The sequence below is a fragment of the Bradyrhizobium ferriligni genome (assembly GCF_056837965.1).
Genome location: NZ_JBXEJO010000069.1, coordinates 1 through 15,551 on the forward strand (window position 1 = coordinate 1; position 15,551 = coordinate 15,551).

The following is a 15,551-nucleotide window of genomic DNA, read 5'->3' on the forward strand; positions in this document are numbered from 1 at the left end:
GGTGGGCCCCGGGCACTGACCGGGGAGGCTTGGCAATTCGGTGTAGCGCGGATCTGCAACGCGTGCCTTCGCAGAGGAGCGCCGTAACCGATGCTCCCTCCAGTTCGCCTCGTCTCCGAAGCCGCCGAGCTTGCTGCGCGCCGTCACAACGGCATGGCGCGCAAGGGGCGGGGCAGCGAGCCTTACATCAATCATCTCGCCGAGGTCGCGAACCTGCTCGCGCAGGTGACCGATGGCGCGGATGCCGAGCTGGTGGCGGCAGGCTGGCTGCACGACACCATCGAGGACACCGAGACTACACGCGAGGAGCTCGCGCAGAGGTTCTGTGCGCGCGCCGCCGATCTCGTCGTCGAATGCACCGACGACATGAGCCTGCCAAAGGCCGCCCGCCGGCAAAAGCAGATCGAGGATGCTCCGCACAAATCTCCCGATGCGAAGCTGATCAAGATCGCCGACAAGATCAGCAATATCGGCGCGCGGATCGTGCCGCATCCAAGCAAGGACGAGCGCGACGATCTCGCCGACTATGCGACCTGGGCCGACAAGGTCGTTGCCGGTTGCCGGGGCATCAATCCGCGGCTCGACCGCATTTTCGACGACACGATTGCGCGCGCCAAGGCCGCGCTGGCTGAAACTGGGGGCTGACATGTCCGTGAAGATCAAGCGTTCCGTCTATGCCGACATGTTCGGCCCGACCACCGGCGACAAGGTGCGGCTTGCCGACACCGACCTGATCATCGAGGTCGAGAAGGATCTCACCACCTATGGCGAGGAGGTGAAGTTCGGTGGCGGCAAGGTGATCCGCGACGGCATGGGGCAGTCGCAGGTGACCAACGCGCAGGGCGCGGCGGATACCGTGATCACCAACGCGCTGATCGTCGATCACTGGGGCATCGTGAAGGCCGACGTCGCGATCAAGGAGGGCATGATCGCGGCGATCGGCAAGGCCGGCAATCCCGACATCCAGCCCAATGTGACCATCATCATCGGCCCCGGCACCGACGTGATCGCGGGCGAGGGCAAGATCCTCACCGCCGGCGGTTTCGACAGCCACATCCATTTCATCTGCCCGCAGCAGATCGAGCACGCGCTGATGAGTGGCGTCACCTCGATGCTCGGGGGCGGCACCGGCCCCTCGCACGGCACCTTTGCCACCACCTGCACGCCCGGCCCGTGGCACATGGGACGGATGATCCAGTCGTTCGACGCCTTCCCGGTCAATCTCGGCATCTCCGGCAAGGGCAATGCCTCGCGCCCGGGAGCGCTGGTCGAGATGATCAAGGCCGGCGCCTGCGCGCTGAAACTGCATGAGGATTGGGGCACCACGCCGTCCGCGATCGACACCTGTCTCTCGGTGGCCGACGATTACGACGTCCAGGTGATGCTGCACTCGGACACGCTCAACGAGTCCGGCTTCGTCGAGGATACGATCAAGGCGTTCAACGGCCGTACCATTCATGCCTTCCACACCGAGGGTGCCGGCGGCGGCCACGCGCCCGACATCATCAAGGTCGCCGGCCTGAAGAACGTGCTGCCGTCGTCGACCAATCCGACAAGGCCGTTCACGCGCAACACCATCGACGAGCATCTCGACATGCTGATGGTGTGCCATCACCTCGATCCGTCGATCGCCGAGGACCTCGCCTTCGCCGAAAGCCGGATCCGCAAGGAGACCATCGCCGCCGAGGACATCCTGCACGATCTCGGCGCGCTCTCGATGATCTCGTCGGACTCGCAGGCGATGGGGCGGCTCGGGGAAGTCATCATCCGTACCTGGCAGACCGCCGACAAGATGAAGAAACAGCGCGGCACGCTGCCGCAGGACAAGGGCAACGACAACGACAATTTCCGCGTCAAGCGCTACATCGCCAAATACACCATCAACCCCGCGATCGCGCACGGCGTGTCGAAGCTGATCGGCTCGGTCGAGAAAGGCAAGCTCGCCGACCTCGTGTTGTGGTCGCCGGCGTTCTTCGGCGTCAAGCCGGACTGCATCATCAAGGGCGGCTCGATCGTGGCGGCGCCGATGGGCGATCCCAACGCCTCGATCCCGACGCCGCAGCCGGTGCATTACCAGCCGATGTTCGCCGCCTTCGGCAAGTCGCTCACCGCGTCCTCGGTGGTGTTCACCTCGAAGGCCGCGGCGAGCGGCGGTCTCGCCCGCAAGCTCGGCACAGCCAAGAAGCTCTACGCGGTGCAGAACACCCGCGGCAAGATCTCCAAGAAGAGCATGATCCACAACGACGCGACGCCCGAGATCGAGGTCGATCCCGAGACCTATGAGGTGCGCGCAGACGGCGAGCTGCTGACCTGCGCGCCGGCCGAGGTGCTGCCCATGGCACAGCGCTATTTTATGTTCTAAAACCGATCCCGGTAAACTGGAGCGTTTTCGAGCGAACTGGATTTCCGGTTCGCGGAAAGAAAACGCGTCAAAACAAGACCCAAGTCAAAAGAGAAAACCGGGAGGAATTTCCGTGATTTACGTCGTTGCCACGCTGACCATCAAGCCCGAGACCCGCGCCGAATTCATCGCCGCGGCGACGGCCTGCATCAAGGAAACCCGCAAGGAGCCCGGCAACATCGCCTACGATCTGCATGAGAGTGTCACCGACCACAGCAAGATGGTGTTCGTCGAGCAGTGGGAGAACGCGGAGGCGCTGGTGCCGCATCGCACCGCCGAGCACATGAAGACGTTCGGCCGGGTCGCGGTGAAATGCATGGCCGCGCCGCCGAAGATCGAGGTGATCACGCCCGAGAAGGTCGACGTCCGCTAACGAGAAAAAGAAGGGAGATAATCCATGATCTATGTCATCGCCACCACGCCGATGAAGCCGGAGAACAAGGACGACTTCATCAAGGGGCACAAGGCCTGCACGGTCGAGACCCGCAAGGAGAAGGGCTGCATCTCCTATGACGGCAATGTCAGCGTCAACGATCCCAACCTCTATGTGGTGGTCGAGCGCTGGGAGAGCCGCGAGGATCTCAACGGCCATGCCAGGGCGCCGCACATGAAGGTATGGCGCGAATATTCCGCTAACATGAAGACCGGGCCGACGGTGATCGAGATCATCAGCGACGCCAAGGTCGAGAAGCTCTGAGGCATCGATGATCCGCGCCACCAAAGTCCTGGGACAGCATCGCTGGAAGGAAGCGGCAGCCGACACCGTCGTGCTCGATTTCGACGACCGGCACCGGCGGCGGATGGTGATGTCAGGGACGCGCGGGCTCGAATTCCTGCTTGATCTCGAAAACGCCGTCGCGCTGCGCGGCGGCGATGCGCTGGTGCTGGAGGACGGCCGCCTCGTCGAGGTGGTCGCAGCTCCCGAGCCGCTCGCGGAAATCCGCGGCAGCGATCCGCATCATCTGATTCGGGTCGCCTGGCATCTCGGCAACCGTCATCTGCCGACCCAGATCATGCCGAAGGGCCTGCGCATCCGCAGGGATCACGTGATCGAGGCGATGGTGAAGGGGCTAGGGGCGCGTGTCATCGAGATCGAGGCACCGTTCGATCCCGAGGGCGGCGCCTATGCCGAGCATGCGCATGCCGACGAGCACGCGCATGGTCACACCGGGCACGATCATGCCCACAGCCGTGCGCATGATCACGGTCACCACCATGGCCATGATCATGGGCCTGACCATGACCACCACCATCATCATGATGAGCATTGCGAGCATGCCCATCATCACCACGACCACTCCCATGCTCATGACCACAAATGAGCCTGATCCCGCCGTGCTGCGCGGCGGGATGGCGGAGGACGAGGCAGCCGCGCTGTACCGGCTGATGACGTGGCTGTCGCCGTCCTTTCCAGTCGGAGCGTTCGCCTATTCCAGCGGCATCGAATGGGCCGTCGAGGCCGGCGACATCACCGATGCCGCGTCGCTGCGCGATTGGCTCGCCGCGATGCTTTCCGATGGCAGCGGATTTTGCGACGCCGTGTTTCTCGCGCAGAGTTTTCGCGCGGCGTCTGAGCATGATCTTGCCGGGCTGAAGGAGATTGCCGAATGCGCGGCCGCCTTCGTGCCGTCGCGCGAGCGGCAGCTCGAGACCACGACGCAGGGGCGCGCCTTCATCGAGATTGCCCGTGCGGCCTGGAATTCGCCCGGCCTCGACGCGATGATCGCGGCTTGCGACGGACCGATCGTCTACCCGGTCGCAGTCGGCCTCGTCAGCGCCGCGCACGGCATTCGGCTTGCGCCTGTGCTGCACGCCTTCCTGCATGCCGTGCTCTCGAACTGGATTTCCGCGGGCAGCCGGCTGATCCCGCTCGGGCAGACCGACAGCCAGCGCGTGCTGGCCGATCTCGAGCCGGTCGTGGCCGCGACCGCGGCGCGGGCCGACGCGGCCTCGCTCGACGATCTCGGCAGCGCGACCTTTCGCGCCGATCTCGCAAGCCTGCGTCACGAGACGCAGTACACGAGGCTGTTCCGGTCATGACGCGCGATCAGGCGACGATGCTGGTGCCGTGTCCGCGCCCTCAGCCGTCGTCCCTGCGAAAGCAGGGACCCATAACCACCGGCCTTCGTGGTTACGCAAGTCTGCGGCCCCAGCTTCTCGCAACAATTCAATTCGGTGGTAATGGGTCCCGGCTTTCGCCGGGACGACAAGGAAAGAGCACCTGATATGCCCACTTCCCACGGCCCACTTCGCGTCGGCGTCGGCGGCCCGGTCGGCTCCGGCAAGACCGCGCTGATGGACCTGCTCTGCAAGTCGATGCGCGAGCGCTACGACATCGCCGCGATCACCAACGACATCTACACCAAATGGGATGCCGAGTTTCTGGTGCGCTCCGGCTCGCTGACGCCGGACCGCATCGCCGGTGTCGAGACCGGCGGCTGCCCGCACACCGCGATCCGCGAGGACGCTTCGATGAATCTCGCCGCGGTCGCCGACATGCGGGCGAAATTCCCCAACCTCGATCTGGTGCTGATCGAATCCGGCGGCGACAATCTGGCGGCGACCTTCTCGCCGGAATTGGCTGATCTGACGATTTACGTCATCGACGTTGCCGCCGGCGACAAGATCCCCTCCAAGGGCGGTCCCGGCATCACGCGATCCGACCTTTTGGTGATCAACAAGATCGATCTCGCACCCCATGTCGGCGCGTCGCTCGAGAAGATGGACACCGACGCCAGGCGGATGCGCGGCGAGCGGCCCTTCGTCATGACCAACCTGAAGAAGAGCGACGGCCTCGACCGCATCATCAGCTTCATCGAGACCAAGGGCGGCCTTCGGTCGCAGGGCAAGGTCCAGGCAGGTTAGGCGTTAATCATTGTGGCACGGGTCCCGTCACCCTGAGGTGCGAGCGTCGCGAGCCTCGAAGGGTGCACGGCCACCGGCCGGGCCGTTCACCCTTCGAGACGCGCGTACCGCGCTCCTCCAGCGACAAAGGCGAAGCCTTTGCGCGGGGGTGACGGTCGATGAGAGGGGCGCGCACCTCGCCGCAAAAAAGCTGCGCAATAGCCGGAACAATTTCCAACTTTGACGATTAGCAACCGTTGGCGCCGCCAAAGACCGCCGGGTGGCGTCGTCGTTAATGTTGACGACCGGCTCCTGTTGCGGACCGATGATCGCTATTCCATATTACTTTGCGGCGGGCTTTCATCGCATCCTGATTTGTCGCCGCCCTCGCAGAAGCCAGATGCCTTCCGTCCCCTTTCGCCACCCCCTGATTGCCGAGTAAGCGTGTGGTTCGACTGGGCTTCATCGTTGCCTTGATTGCACTGATCGGAGTTCTGCTCTCCGGTCTTGCCGCCTATCGGGTGCACGATCAGGAGCTCGCGATCGACGGCATTGCGCTGGCGCGGGCGATCGACGTCCATGCCAGCCTGGTGCAGGACCGCCTGACCGAGCGCGAGCTGCTGGCGCGGGTCGCCTCGGGGCTGTTCCGGGCGCCGTCGATGGTGAAGGCCAACATGCTGCAGCCGCTGCGCTCGGCGATCTACGCCTTCAAGACGGATTTCGTCGTCGCCGCCTGGATCGCGCGGCTCAAGCCGGACGAGCTCGCCGCGGCGGAGGCCGAGCTGAAGGCCAACGGCTTCACCAATCCGACCATCCGGGATTTCGACGACCAGGCGCTCGACCTCAAGGCGCTCGACAAGCCGATCAATGTGCTGATGGACGTCGAGCCGCGCAATCCGGAGACCTTGAGCATTCCGGGCCGCGCCTTCGACCGCCACTCGGTGGTGGGCCCGATGCTGGCGCGGGCGATGGCCAACGCCAAGCCGGTGGCCTCCGATCCGGTGCCGCTGTTGCGGCAGAACGGCCCGGTCGGGGTCGTGCTCGCCGCGCCGGTGTTCCAGGAGGGCGCATCCGAGCCGGCCGGCTTCATCACCTTCTCCTACGAGTTGTCGTCGCTGATGCTGACCAACGACGACAGCTCGCTGTTCGCGGTGGCGCTGAAGGACCCGCGCGATTCGAATGACGAGTTCACCGCCAACGAGCAGGGCATCGTCACCTCGCGCGCGGTGCGCCAGGACGGCCCGCTGCCGTCGATGGTACGCACGGTGACGTTCGGCGGCCGTGACTGGTCGCTCGACTATTACGCCAAGAGCAACGCCACGGTGCGTGCGCAGCAGACCGCGACCATCGTCGCGGCGATCGGCCTCGCGCTGACCGGCATCGTCTGCGGCCTGTTCGGCTATGTCGCCTACAACAATTTGCGCCTCAGCCGCGAGATCGAGGTCCGCATCGGCTTCGAGCGCCGGTTGACCGCCGTGATCGACGAGCTCAACCATCGCGTCAAGAACATCCTCGCGGTGATCCAGTCGATCGTGACCCGCACGCTGCGGCACGGCGCCGATATCGACGTCGCGCGCGAGCTCCTGATCGGACGCATCCACGCGATGTCGAACGTCGTCACGCTGCTCAGCGAGAGCCAGTGGCAGGGCGTCAAGCTGAAGGGCCTGTTCGAATCGCGCTCGATCCCGCATGCCGACCGGATCGCGGTGAACGGTCCCGACATCACGGTCAGCGCTCGCGCCGCGCAATCGCTGTCGCTGCTGTTCTTCGAGCTCGCCTCGCATTCCGACGAAGGGCTGTCGCTGGTCGGCAAGCACCCGCACATCGTCGCCAATTGGGAGGTCGTCGGCGAGGACGCCGACGCGGTCTTCCATTTCCGCTGGGAGGAGTTCAACACCAGCCAGGCGACGCGGCGGGTCGACAGTGACTTCGGCCTGATCCTGCTCGACCGTGTCGCGCCCGAGGCGCTCGGCGGCACCGCGAAGCGCTACTTCACCGACGTCTCCTATGTCTATGAGCTGACCGCGCCGATGGACACTGTCGTCGACATGACCGAGCGCGACCGCACCGAGCAGTTCTCCGCGCCGCTGCGCCCGGTGAAGAAGTAGCGGCTGCCTCAGGTTGTGTGACCAGACCGCCGCGCGGATTGATCGAAATCAAGCGCGCGCGCTAGCCCCCGCGTCATCGTGACCAATGCCCGGTATCCGTAATAGGCCGCAACCGTTTGTTAAAACTTCGTTGAACTTGCTTGGGCATATACCGGGCAGGATACCGTCTGAGGACCCCGATGAGGCTTTGGGTCAGCCTGACCTTGCTCGCGGCAGTTTTGCCGGTAGGGCTGTCGCTTGCCTTGACCCCGGCGACGGCGCCGGGCGACCCTGCGACAATCCGTGCCAGCTATCGGCGGCCGGACGTCGTTCCGTTTCCGAGCAGCAATCCCTATTCCGACGCGAAATCCACCCTTGGGCAGCTGCTGTTCTTCGATCCGCTGCTGTCGAGGTCAAAGACGCACTCCTGCGCGAGCTGCCACAGGCCATCCCTTTCATGGGCCGACGGCCTGCCACGCGCCATCGGTGAGGATCCCAAGGGCCTCCCGATCCGCTCGCCGACATTGATCGATGTGGCCTTCTTCGAGCCGCTGGGATGGGACGGCAAGTTCAAGGATCTGGAATCCGTTGCGTTCGGGCCGATCCTCAGTCCGGCGAACCTGAACATGACCGAGCCGGAATTGATCGCGCGACTGTCGGCGATCCCCGGCTATGTCGATGCCTTCACCCACGCGTTCGGAGACGGCGCGATCACGCGGCCGAGGATCGAGGCGTCATTGGCGACCTTCGAGCGCTCCATCATCGCAGGCGAGGCTCCGTTCGATCGTTGGATCAAGGGCGACGATACCGCCATCAGCAAGTCAGCCCAGCACGGCTTTGAGCTTTTCAACGGCAAGGCGCGTTGCTCGGCTTGCCACAGCGGCCCGTCGTTTTCCGACGGATCCTTCCAGGATATCGGTACCGCCAAGGGCCATGACATCGGGCGCGGCCGTTTCTTTCCGACCTCGGCGAAGCTGAAATATGCGTTCAAGACGCCGACATTGCGCGACGTCGCGCGCCGCGCGCCCTATATGCACGACGGATCGGTGGCGACGCTGGAAGATGTCATCGAGCTTTACAACAAGGGCGGGATCGATCGGCCGAGCCGATCGCCCGACATCAAGCCGCTGTCCCTGACGGCAAGCGAGAAGAACGACCTCATCGCCTTCCTGCAAACCCTGACCGCAACGGCCCCGCCGGTGGCAGGAGTCCCCAAACTGCCGCGCTGACCCCGGCCCAACGCGGTTCAGAACGAGGTTCGTTCAGCACAGGTGCGGCAGCGCCGCGCCCAGCAGGCCGAGCCCGACGATCACGAATGTGCCCGCGCAGGTCTCGAGGGTCGCTGCGCGCGCAGCGGACGATCTTGTCATGTAGGCGAGGGCCGACCCCACCCCGATACTTACGACGCTCAACGCTCCGAACACTGTACCGGCCTCCCGATCCGATTTTGTCCGGATTTCACTACGACAGTTGAATTGAGCTCCCGTGCCGGAATTAGCTAAAATTTGAGGGAACCGGCTGTAAAGACTGCACTAAGGGACGGGCCGGGGGCTCGCCCGCCATGATTAACCACAATGCAACCACGGGGTGTCCCGGCAGGCGCAAAGCGTAAAATTTGATATAAGTTAAACAAGTCCTTAAGTGTGTGGGCGGTTGGTTCAATGTTTAGTGGATGGGCGCGAGATACCGTCTCGGCGGTGCGCTCCTTTTTCGCCACGTGCCTTGCAGCGGTTTTGTTTTGTGTCGTAGCCGCGCGCAGTGCCGAGGCACATGTCAAATGGTTCTGTGCCTACGATGTCGCCGGCCAACCCCGCGGACTCGAGAATGTTCTTTGCCTGGATTTCGAGCTGCTGCTTGGCGTCGCCATTTTCTGGCTGTTTGCGGGTTGCCTGATCGAGCCCACCTCGCTGGGTGATGCCACGATCCGGGTGATGGACCGCGTTACCGAGGGACTGCGGCTGCGCACCGAATTGATGATGCGCGCCGTATGCGCGTTCTTCTTCATCTCGATCTGGGCCGTGGGCGGCATCCTGCTGACGCCCGAGTTGAAGACGACGTCGCCGTTCGTGGGCACGCTGCAACTTGCGATCGCTGCCGGGATGCTGTCACGCCGCACGCTGCCGCTGTCGGCGGCGGGGATGGTGGTCCTGTTCGGCATCGGCGTGCGCGACTACGGTGTCTTTCACCTCGCCGATTACCCGATCTTTCTCGGTGTTGCCGCCTATCTTGCGCTCGTCGGGCTGAACAAGGATCTGTTCGGAATCCGGCCGATCGACGTGATGCGCTACGCCGCCGCGGTGACGTTGATGTGGGCCTCGGTCGAAAAATGGGCCTATCCGGAGTGGAGCTTCCCGCTGCTGATCGAGCATTCCGCGATGACGCTGGGCTTCGACAACGAGTTCTATATGCGCGCTGCCGGCATGGTGGAATTCACGCTCGCCTTTGCCTTGATCTGGACGCCGCTGATCCGGCGCTGCGCCGCCACCGTGCTGACGGGGATGTTCATCAGCGCGTGCTTCGAATTCGGCAAGATCGACACGATCGGACACTCGGCGATCATCGCCGTCCTGCTTGCGATCGTCGCCGACAACAAGGTGTTGCCGCGCGACCGTCGTGCGCCGTGGCTTGCCCCGGTCGCGCTCTGTGCCGCGCTGTCGGTGACCCTGTTCGTCTACTATTTCGGCCACGCCGCGATCTTCAAGACGTCGGTCCTGTAGATCGCCACCGCCCGGGGCGGCTATTTGGCGACGTGGACGGCGAGCTTCATCTTCGGATGAATACCGCACAGCACCGTGTAGTCGCCGGGCACCGAGAAGGTGACGTCGAACTTGCTGCCCGGCTGCTGGTCGCCCGAGTCGAAACTGAACGTATCGGTGCTCAAATAAGCGTGATGCAGCAGTTCACCGTCATCGTTAACGAATCGTAAAACCTCACCCCGCTTGATCGAGATCTGCGCGGGTTTGAATTCACGATCCTTCTGCGAAATGACATAAGGGGCTGCGCCCAAAGCGGCTCCCGCAAGCGCTCCAGTGACGATCGCCGCCGCAAATGGCAGGCGGCCGAACTGGCCCAGGCGCAAGGCGCGCAACAAGCCTGACTGCATGAGACCCCCGCTGAACCTCGAACACCAAATATCGGCTATCCCGGGCTGCAAGTGTGGCTCCCGGATTACCTGTAAGGGTGATTATCGCCAGCTGATCTTAACGATTTCAGCATGAGTTCCAGTCACTACTAAGGCAATTTTGAGCAGACAGTTATTTTCCGCAGTGCTGCGCGTTTCTGCGTAGCTGAGTATCGAGCACTACGGCGAAACGCGGGCATGGACAGCCTATTTGGCAACCTCAAAGTAAAGAGCGGTGCGGCCTTCCGGTTCGCAACCGGCCGGCTCTCGCGTCTTGCCCTGACCAAGGGTTCGATCCGCAGCCAGATTCTGATTTTTTGCCTTGCGATGAGCGCCGTTGCGGTCGCCCTCGGCGGGTACTCCATCCTCGGCATCCGCCATGCCGGCGATCTGGTGGCCAAGACGTTCGACGAATCCCTGATGTCGATCAACTATGCACGCGCGGCCGGTGCGGATTTCGCCACGATGCGGGTCGCCTCGTCGCAGCGCCTGCTGACCACGGATCCGGAGATCCGCGCCAATCTCGATGGCCAGATTGAAAAGCTCGCGAAGACGCTCTCGGAAGACCTGGCGATTGCTGCCGATCGGTCGCAATCCTCGCGCGCCGCGCAAGCCGCCGCAAAGGTCCAGGAAGCCGCCGACGCCTGGATGGCGCTGCACCGACGCGCGATCGGATCGTCCACAGAGGGAAGCGAGGCGGCTGACCCGCGCGCACCGGGTGCGACGGTCGGCGATGTCGATCGCTACTCCAAGATCGTCAGCCAGCAGGTCGAGCTGCTGGTCAACTATACGGCCGGCGATGGCTTTCTGTTCCGGCAAAAGGCGCTCTCGACGATCAAGCGGGACCTGCAGCTCAACGTGGCCGGGCTGACCGTGGCGCTGTTTCTGTCGGCCCTGTTTTCGTGGCTGCTGGCGCGCCGCATCATCGGACCGGTCGCGATCGCATCGCGGGCCGCGCGAAGCATCGCCGGCGGCGACCTCGACGCGACCATCCCGAAGGGCGGTACCGACGAGCTTGGCACGCTTCTGACCGCCATGGAAACGATGCGCGACAACATCCGGCGGATGGTCAATCAAGAGGTGTCGCAACGCCGCTCGGCGCAGGCACGGCTTTCCGATGCGCTTGAAACGTCGCGCGAGGGCGTCGTGCTGCTCGACGCGGATGGCCAGGTCGCGCTGGCCAACTCGCGCGCGAGCGAATTCATCCGTCTCTCGCCGCAGCTTCTGCAGTCGAATCCGCTCGATGCCGCCAGGCTGGCGCCGGCCGATGGTGACATCGACGGCTTTGCGAGCGAGGCGCAGCTTGCGGATGGACGCTGGCTGCGCGTCAGCCGCAGCGAGACGCAGGAGGGCGGCGTCGTTCTCGTCTACAGCGACATCTCCGCGCTGAAGCAGCAGAAGGCGGAGCTGCATGAAACCAATCTGCGGCTCGACGCGGCGCTCACGCACATGTCGCAAGGGTTGTGCCTCTACAACAGCGAGGCGCGGCTGCAGGTCGCCAACCGCCGGTTCTACGAGATATTCGATATATCGCCGGAGCTTGTCGTTCCCGGAATGACCATGGAGGAGGTGCTCGACCTGAGCATCGCCGCGGGCAATCACGGGGAGCGGACCGTCACCGACCTGCTGGCGGAGCGCGAGCGGTCGATGGCCCAGCACGACGGCAACTATCTGCAGCATCTCAGCGATGGACGGATCATTGCGATCGCGCAACGGCCGACATCCGATGGCGGCTGGCTCGTCACCTGCGAGGACGTCACCGAACAGCAACGGGCGGAATCGCAGATCGCGTTCATGGCCCGGCACGATGCGCTGACCAAGCTGCCGAACCGGACGTTGCTGGCCGAACGGATCGAGCTGGCGGTTGCGCAGGTCGGCCGCGGACTCGGCTTCGCGGTGTTCTGCCTCGATCTCGATAATTTCAAGCAGGTCAACGACACGCTCGGGCATCCGGTCGGCGACGAATTGCTGTGTGCGGTTGCGGACCGGCTCAACGCCTGCGTCCGTGAGGTCGACACCGTCGCGCGCTTGGGCGGCGACGAGTTCGCGGTCATCCAGTGCGGCGTCCAGGGCGGAGACGAGGCCGAGCGCCTCGCGCGCCGCATCGTGGAATGCGTGGGTGCGCCCTACGAGCTGAACGGGCATCGCGTCGTCGTCGGATGCAGCGTCGGCATCTCGATGTCGCCGGGCGACGGCACCACCGGCGAGAAGCTGCTGAAGAACGCCGACGTCGCTTTGTACCGCGCCAAGATGGAAGGCCGCGGCACCTGGCGCTTCTTCGAGCCAGCGATGGACGCCAGCCTGCAGCGGCGACGGGCGATCGAGCTCGACCTTCGCGAGGCGATGGCCAAGGACGAGTTCTCGTTGTTCTACCAGCCGCTCTACGATCTCCATCTCGACCGCATCTGCGGCTTCGAGGCGCTGCTGCGGTGGCATCACCCCAAGCGCGGGATGGTGTCGCCGGACCAGTTCATCCCGATCGCGGAAGAGATCGGCCTGATCGGCCCGCTGGGAGAATGGGTGCTCAATCGCGCCTGCGAACAGGCGACGACCTGGCCCGGCGAGATGAAGCTCGCGGTCAACGTCTCCGCGGTCCAGTTTCGTGATGCCGACTTCATCGACGTCGTCGTCAACGCGCTCGCGGCGTCAAAATTGTCGCCGCGCCGGCTGGAGCTCGAAATCACCGAGTCCGTGTTCCTCGCGAACAGCAACGAGACGCTCGCAACGCTGCACAAGCTGAAGGCGCAGGGGCTGCGCATCGCGCTGGATGATTTCGGCACCGGCTATTCGTCGCTGAGCTATCTGCGCAGCTTCCCGTTCGACAAGCTCAAGATCGACAAATCCTTCGTGCGCGACGCGACCGCGACGCATGGATCGAAGTCGATCGTCCGTGCCGTCATCAGCCTCGGCAGAAGCCTCGGCATGACCACGATCGCGGAGGGCATCGAGACCGTCGAGCAGCTGGATCATATGCGGGCCGAAGGCTGCAACGAGGCGCAGGGCTTCCTGTTCAGTCATCCGGTCCCGGTGACCGAAATCGCGGCCAAGATCCTCGAATTGAGAAACGGCTTCAAGCCGGCCTCCGTCAAGACGGCGATGGCCAGCTGATGGCGCGCTGAGCGTCACCGGGCCTTGCAGGCCAATATAAAAAGGCGGCCCGCGGGCCGCCTTCTCTCATTTATCGTTGTGGTCGCGCTTAGCCGCCATTGCCGCCGATCACGGCGCGCACGGTGTTGTCGGGGCCGAAATCTTCGGCGCTGTCGACATAAAGCAGCGCGGAGAGCTTCGATCGCGCGCGGTTGACGCGGCTCTTGATGGTGCCGACCGCGCAGCCGCAGATCGCCGCGGCATCCTCGTAGGAGAAGCCGGACGCGCCGACCAAAATCAGCGCCTCGCGCTGGTCCTGCGGCAGCTTTTCGAGCGCGGCGCGGAATTCCTCGAACTCCAGATGCGCCGCCTGCGAAGGCTGGCTCTTCAGCGTCTTGGCATAATTGCCCTCGGCATCCTCCACCTCGCGCCGCCGCTTCCGGTAGTCGGAGCGAAACAGGTTGCGCAGGATGGTGAACAGCCACGCGGGGAGGTTCGAGCCGGGCTGAAACGAGTCGATGTTGGCGATCGCGCGCAGCAGGGTCTCCTGCACCAGATCGTCGGCGCGGTCACCATTACCGGACAGCGAGATCGCGAACGCGCGCAGGCTCGGGACCGACGCAAGGATATCGTCGCGAAGTTCATTCGTGAGAGGCATTAGTCCCCTCCATTGTTCTTGTCGGTATCGCCCCCGGCGACGGCCGCCGCCGCTGCCTCCGGCCCGTCGAGTTTGCGGATCAGCTCCGCAAAGCGGTCGGGTACGCCCTGTCGCACCACGTCATCGTACATGGCGCGAAGCTGGTGGCCGATTCTCGATTGAATCTCGGCGTTGAGACCGCCCTGCTTCTTTACTTCCTTCATGATGTGATCCACGCTTCCCCGGGAGTTAAGTCTCTGATTTCCAAGTCGTTTCCTCGAAAAAAGAGGCTGGCCGCGTTGCCTCGTCGGTCTGGAGCTAATGCAAAGTTGCGCAGAAAGTTCCGGAATGCTGGAACTATTTCGTGGAACTTTTTCGGCTTTCGCGCGTAGTCGGGCATGCAGGGGAACCGGGGGCGCCCCAGAACTGGATTCTGGCGCCACCAGACAACGGGTTTCAGGCCGAAAGGCCTCACGAACAAGGATGGAGTGGGAATGTCCCGATCGCAGATCGTTGCCGAACACCTTCCGCTGTTGCGCCGTTACGCTCGCGCACTGACCGGAAATCAGGCGTCGGGGGACGCCTATGTCGGGGCCATGCTCGAGGCCCTGTTGCAGGATGGATCGTTGCTGGACCAGACCCACGGGCCGCGCGCCGGCCTGTTTCGGCTGTTCACCCAGATCTGGAATTCGGTGTCGGTGAACAACAACGACAATGCCGACGTGGCGACGCTGTCGCTGCCGCCGGAGCGGCGGCTGTCCAACATCACGCCGCTGCCGCGCCAGGCCTTCCTGCTGCTGTCGCTGGAGGGCTTTTCGGAGGAGGAGGTCGGCTACATTCTCGGCACCGATATCGCCGAGACGCGTAAGCTGACCGATGCCGCCGGCCGCGAGATGGCCGCCGAGATCGCCACCGACGTCCTGATCATCGAGGACGAGACCTTCATCGCCATGGACCTCGAGAGCCTGGTGAAGAATCTCGGCCACAACGTCATCGGCGTTGCGCGCACGCATTCCGATGCGGTGGCGCTCGCCAAGAACAAGAAGCCCGGCCTGATCCTCGCCGACATCCAGCTCGCCGACGGCTCGTCGGGCCTCGATGCCGTGAACGAGTTGCTGCGGACCTTCGAGGTGCCGGTGGTGTTCATCACCGCCTATCCCGAGCGCTTCCTGACCGGCGAGCGGCCGGAGCCGGCATTCCTCATCTCAAAGCCGTTCCAGCCGGCGATGGTGTCGGCGGTGGCGAGCCAGGCGCTGTTTTTCCAGCGCAACTCGCGCAACCGCACGCCGCGCGCGGCATCGGCATGAGCTGAATTTACGCAAGCGGCAAAATCCAGACCGGCGTGCCGAAAGGTACGCCGGCTTTTTTTGAGCA

The 15,551-nt window shown here is 64.0% G+C and carries 15 protein-coding genes; 12 read left to right on the top strand and 3 right to left on the bottom strand.

All coding sequences use genetic code 11. The annotated features are described in order from the left end of the window. The first annotated feature begins 90 nt into the window (after positions 1-90). From AC1VNY_RS32470 to AC1VNY_RS32515, 10 genes are all read left to right on the top strand, one after another. Positions 91-645 (top strand): HD domain-containing protein, encoded by a 555-nt coding sequence (locus AC1VNY_RS32470; RefSeq protein WP_482408234.1) that lies wholly within the window; start codon positions 91-93, stop codon positions 643-645. A 1-nt stretch (position 646) separates the two neighbouring features. Beyond that, positions 647-2,362 (top strand): urease subunit alpha, encoded by a 1,716-nt coding sequence (ureC, locus tag AC1VNY_RS32475; protein ID WP_482408235.1) that lies wholly within the window; start codon positions 647-649, stop codon positions 2,360-2,362. Between the two features lie 112 nt (positions 2,363-2,474). Beyond that, a complete protein-coding gene (locus AC1VNY_RS32480) occupies positions 2,475-2,774 on the top strand; it encodes a putative quinol monooxygenase (RefSeq protein ID WP_024581875.1) in 300 nt (99 codons plus the stop codon). Between the two features lie 24 nt (positions 2,775-2,798). Then, a complete protein-coding gene (locus AC1VNY_RS32485; protein WP_028342270.1) occupies positions 2,799-3,098 on the top strand; it encodes a putative quinol monooxygenase in 300 nt (99 codons plus the stop codon). 7 nt (positions 3,099-3,105) lie between these two features. Then, the gene (locus AC1VNY_RS32490; protein ID WP_482408236.1) at positions 3,106-3,723 is read left to right on the top strand and encodes an urease accessory protein UreE; all 618 of its coding nucleotides are present in this window, start codon (positions 3,106-3,108) and stop codon (positions 3,721-3,723) included. Beyond that, positions 3,704-4,441: an urease accessory protein UreF gene (locus AC1VNY_RS32495; protein WP_482408263.1), complete on the top strand. Its 738-nt coding sequence runs from the start codon at positions 3,704-3,706 to the stop codon at positions 4,439-4,441. Before AC1VNY_RS32490 ends, AC1VNY_RS32495 begins: the two co-directional genes overlap by 20 nt. A 186-nt stretch (positions 4,442-4,627) precedes the next feature. Beyond that, entirely contained in the window at positions 4,628-5,266 is a 639-nt protein-coding gene (gene ureG, locus AC1VNY_RS32500) for an urease accessory protein UreG (RefSeq protein ID WP_482408237.1), read from the top strand. 425 nt (positions 5,267-5,691) lie between these two features. Then, positions 5,692-7,353: a CHASE domain-containing protein gene (locus AC1VNY_RS32505; RefSeq protein ID WP_038386111.1), complete on the top strand. Its 1,662-nt coding sequence runs from the start codon at positions 5,692-5,694 to the stop codon at positions 7,351-7,353. A gap of 179 nt (positions 7,354-7,532) precedes the next feature. After that, the gene (locus tag AC1VNY_RS32510) at positions 7,533-8,561 is read left to right on the top strand and encodes a cytochrome-c peroxidase (RefSeq protein WP_482408238.1); all 1,029 of its coding nucleotides are present in this window, start codon (positions 7,533-7,535) and stop codon (positions 8,559-8,561) included. A gap of 504 nt (positions 8,562-9,065) precedes the next feature. Beyond that, positions 9,066-10,049 carry a hypothetical protein gene (locus tag AC1VNY_RS32515; protein ID WP_038386112.1) on the top strand — a complete coding sequence of 328 codons (984 nt, stop codon included), beginning with the start codon at positions 9,066-9,068 and terminating at the stop codon, positions 10,047-10,049. A 20-nt stretch (positions 10,050-10,069) separates the two neighbouring features. Here the strand turns inward: AC1VNY_RS32515 and AC1VNY_RS32520 are convergent, their stop codons facing one another. Then, the gene (locus AC1VNY_RS32520) at positions 10,070-10,435 is read right to left on the bottom strand and encodes a methylamine utilization protein (RefSeq protein WP_038386113.1); all 366 of its coding nucleotides are present in this window, start codon (positions 10,433-10,435) and stop codon (positions 10,070-10,072) included. A gap of 216 nt (positions 10,436-10,651) precedes the next feature. Between AC1VNY_RS32520 and AC1VNY_RS32525 the strand changes: the two genes are divergently transcribed. Further along, complete coding sequence (locus AC1VNY_RS32525; protein WP_482408239.1) at positions 10,652-13,561, top strand: EAL domain-containing protein; 2,910 nt, start codon at positions 10,652-10,654, stop codon at positions 13,559-13,561. 88 nt (positions 13,562-13,649) lie between these two features. On the opposite strand, the gene AC1VNY_RS32530 is transcribed toward AC1VNY_RS32525, so the two are convergent. Both AC1VNY_RS32530 and AC1VNY_RS32535 read right to left on the bottom strand, forming a co-directional pair. Beyond that, entirely contained in the window at positions 13,650-14,198 is a 549-nt protein-coding gene (locus AC1VNY_RS32530) for a sigma-70 family RNA polymerase sigma factor (RefSeq protein ID WP_016847265.1), read from the bottom strand. Next, positions 14,198-14,401, bottom strand: coding sequence for a NepR family anti-sigma factor (locus AC1VNY_RS32535; RefSeq protein ID WP_018269610.1), 204 nt, complete (start codon positions 14,399-14,401; stop codon positions 14,198-14,200). The genes AC1VNY_RS32530 and AC1VNY_RS32535 overlap by 1 nt, the downstream gene beginning before the upstream one ends. 270 nt (positions 14,402-14,671) lie before the next feature. On the opposite strand from AC1VNY_RS32535, the gene AC1VNY_RS32540 reads away from it, so the two are divergent. After that, positions 14,672-15,484: a response regulator gene (locus tag AC1VNY_RS32540; protein WP_016847263.1), complete on the top strand. Its 813-nt coding sequence runs from the start codon at positions 14,672-14,674 to the stop codon at positions 15,482-15,484. Positions 15,485-15,551: the final 67 nt, after the last annotated feature.

What these genes read in the sequence shown, in the direction of transcription:
- ureG (WP_482408237.1), top strand. Translation starts at nt 4,628, where the DNA reads ATGCCCACTTCCCACGGCCCACTTCGCGTCGGCGTCGGCGGCCCGGTC.
- AC1VNY_RS32490 (WP_482408236.1), top strand. Translation starts at nt 3,106, where the DNA reads ATGATCCGCGCCACCAAAGTCCTGGGACAGCATCGCTGGAAGGAAGCG.
- ureC (WP_482408235.1), top strand. Translation starts at nt 647, where the DNA reads ATGTCCGTGAAGATCAAGCGTTCCGTCTATGCCGACATGTTCGGCCCG.
- AC1VNY_RS32495 (WP_482408263.1), top strand. Translation starts at nt 3,704, where the DNA reads ATGCTCATGACCACAAATGAGCCTGATCCCGCCGTGCTGCGCGGCGGG.
- AC1VNY_RS32520 (WP_038386113.1), bottom strand. Translation starts at nt 10,435, where the DNA reads ATGCAGTCAGGCTTGTTGCGCGCCTTGCGCCTGGGCCAGTTCGGCCGC.
- AC1VNY_RS32530 (WP_016847265.1), bottom strand. Translation starts at nt 14,198, where the DNA reads ATGCCTCTCACGAATGAACTTCGCGACGATATCCTTGCGTCGGTCCCG.
- AC1VNY_RS32525 (WP_482408239.1), top strand. Translation starts at nt 10,652, where the DNA reads ATGGACAGCCTATTTGGCAACCTCAAAGTAAAGAGCGGTGCGGCCTTC.
- AC1VNY_RS32485 (WP_028342270.1), top strand. Translation starts at nt 2,799, where the DNA reads ATGATCTATGTCATCGCCACCACGCCGATGAAGCCGGAGAACAAGGAC.
- AC1VNY_RS32535 (WP_018269610.1), bottom strand. Translation starts at nt 14,401, where the DNA reads ATGAAGGAAGTAAAGAAGCAGGGCGGTCTCAACGCCGAGATTCAATCG.
- AC1VNY_RS32470 (WP_482408234.1), top strand. Translation starts at nt 91, where the DNA reads ATGCTCCCTCCAGTTCGCCTCGTCTCCGAAGCCGCCGAGCTTGCTGCG.
- AC1VNY_RS32540 (WP_016847263.1), top strand. Translation starts at nt 14,672, where the DNA reads ATGTCCCGATCGCAGATCGTTGCCGAACACCTTCCGCTGTTGCGCCGT.
- AC1VNY_RS32510 (WP_482408238.1), top strand. Translation starts at nt 7,533, where the DNA reads ATGAGGCTTTGGGTCAGCCTGACCTTGCTCGCGGCAGTTTTGCCGGTA.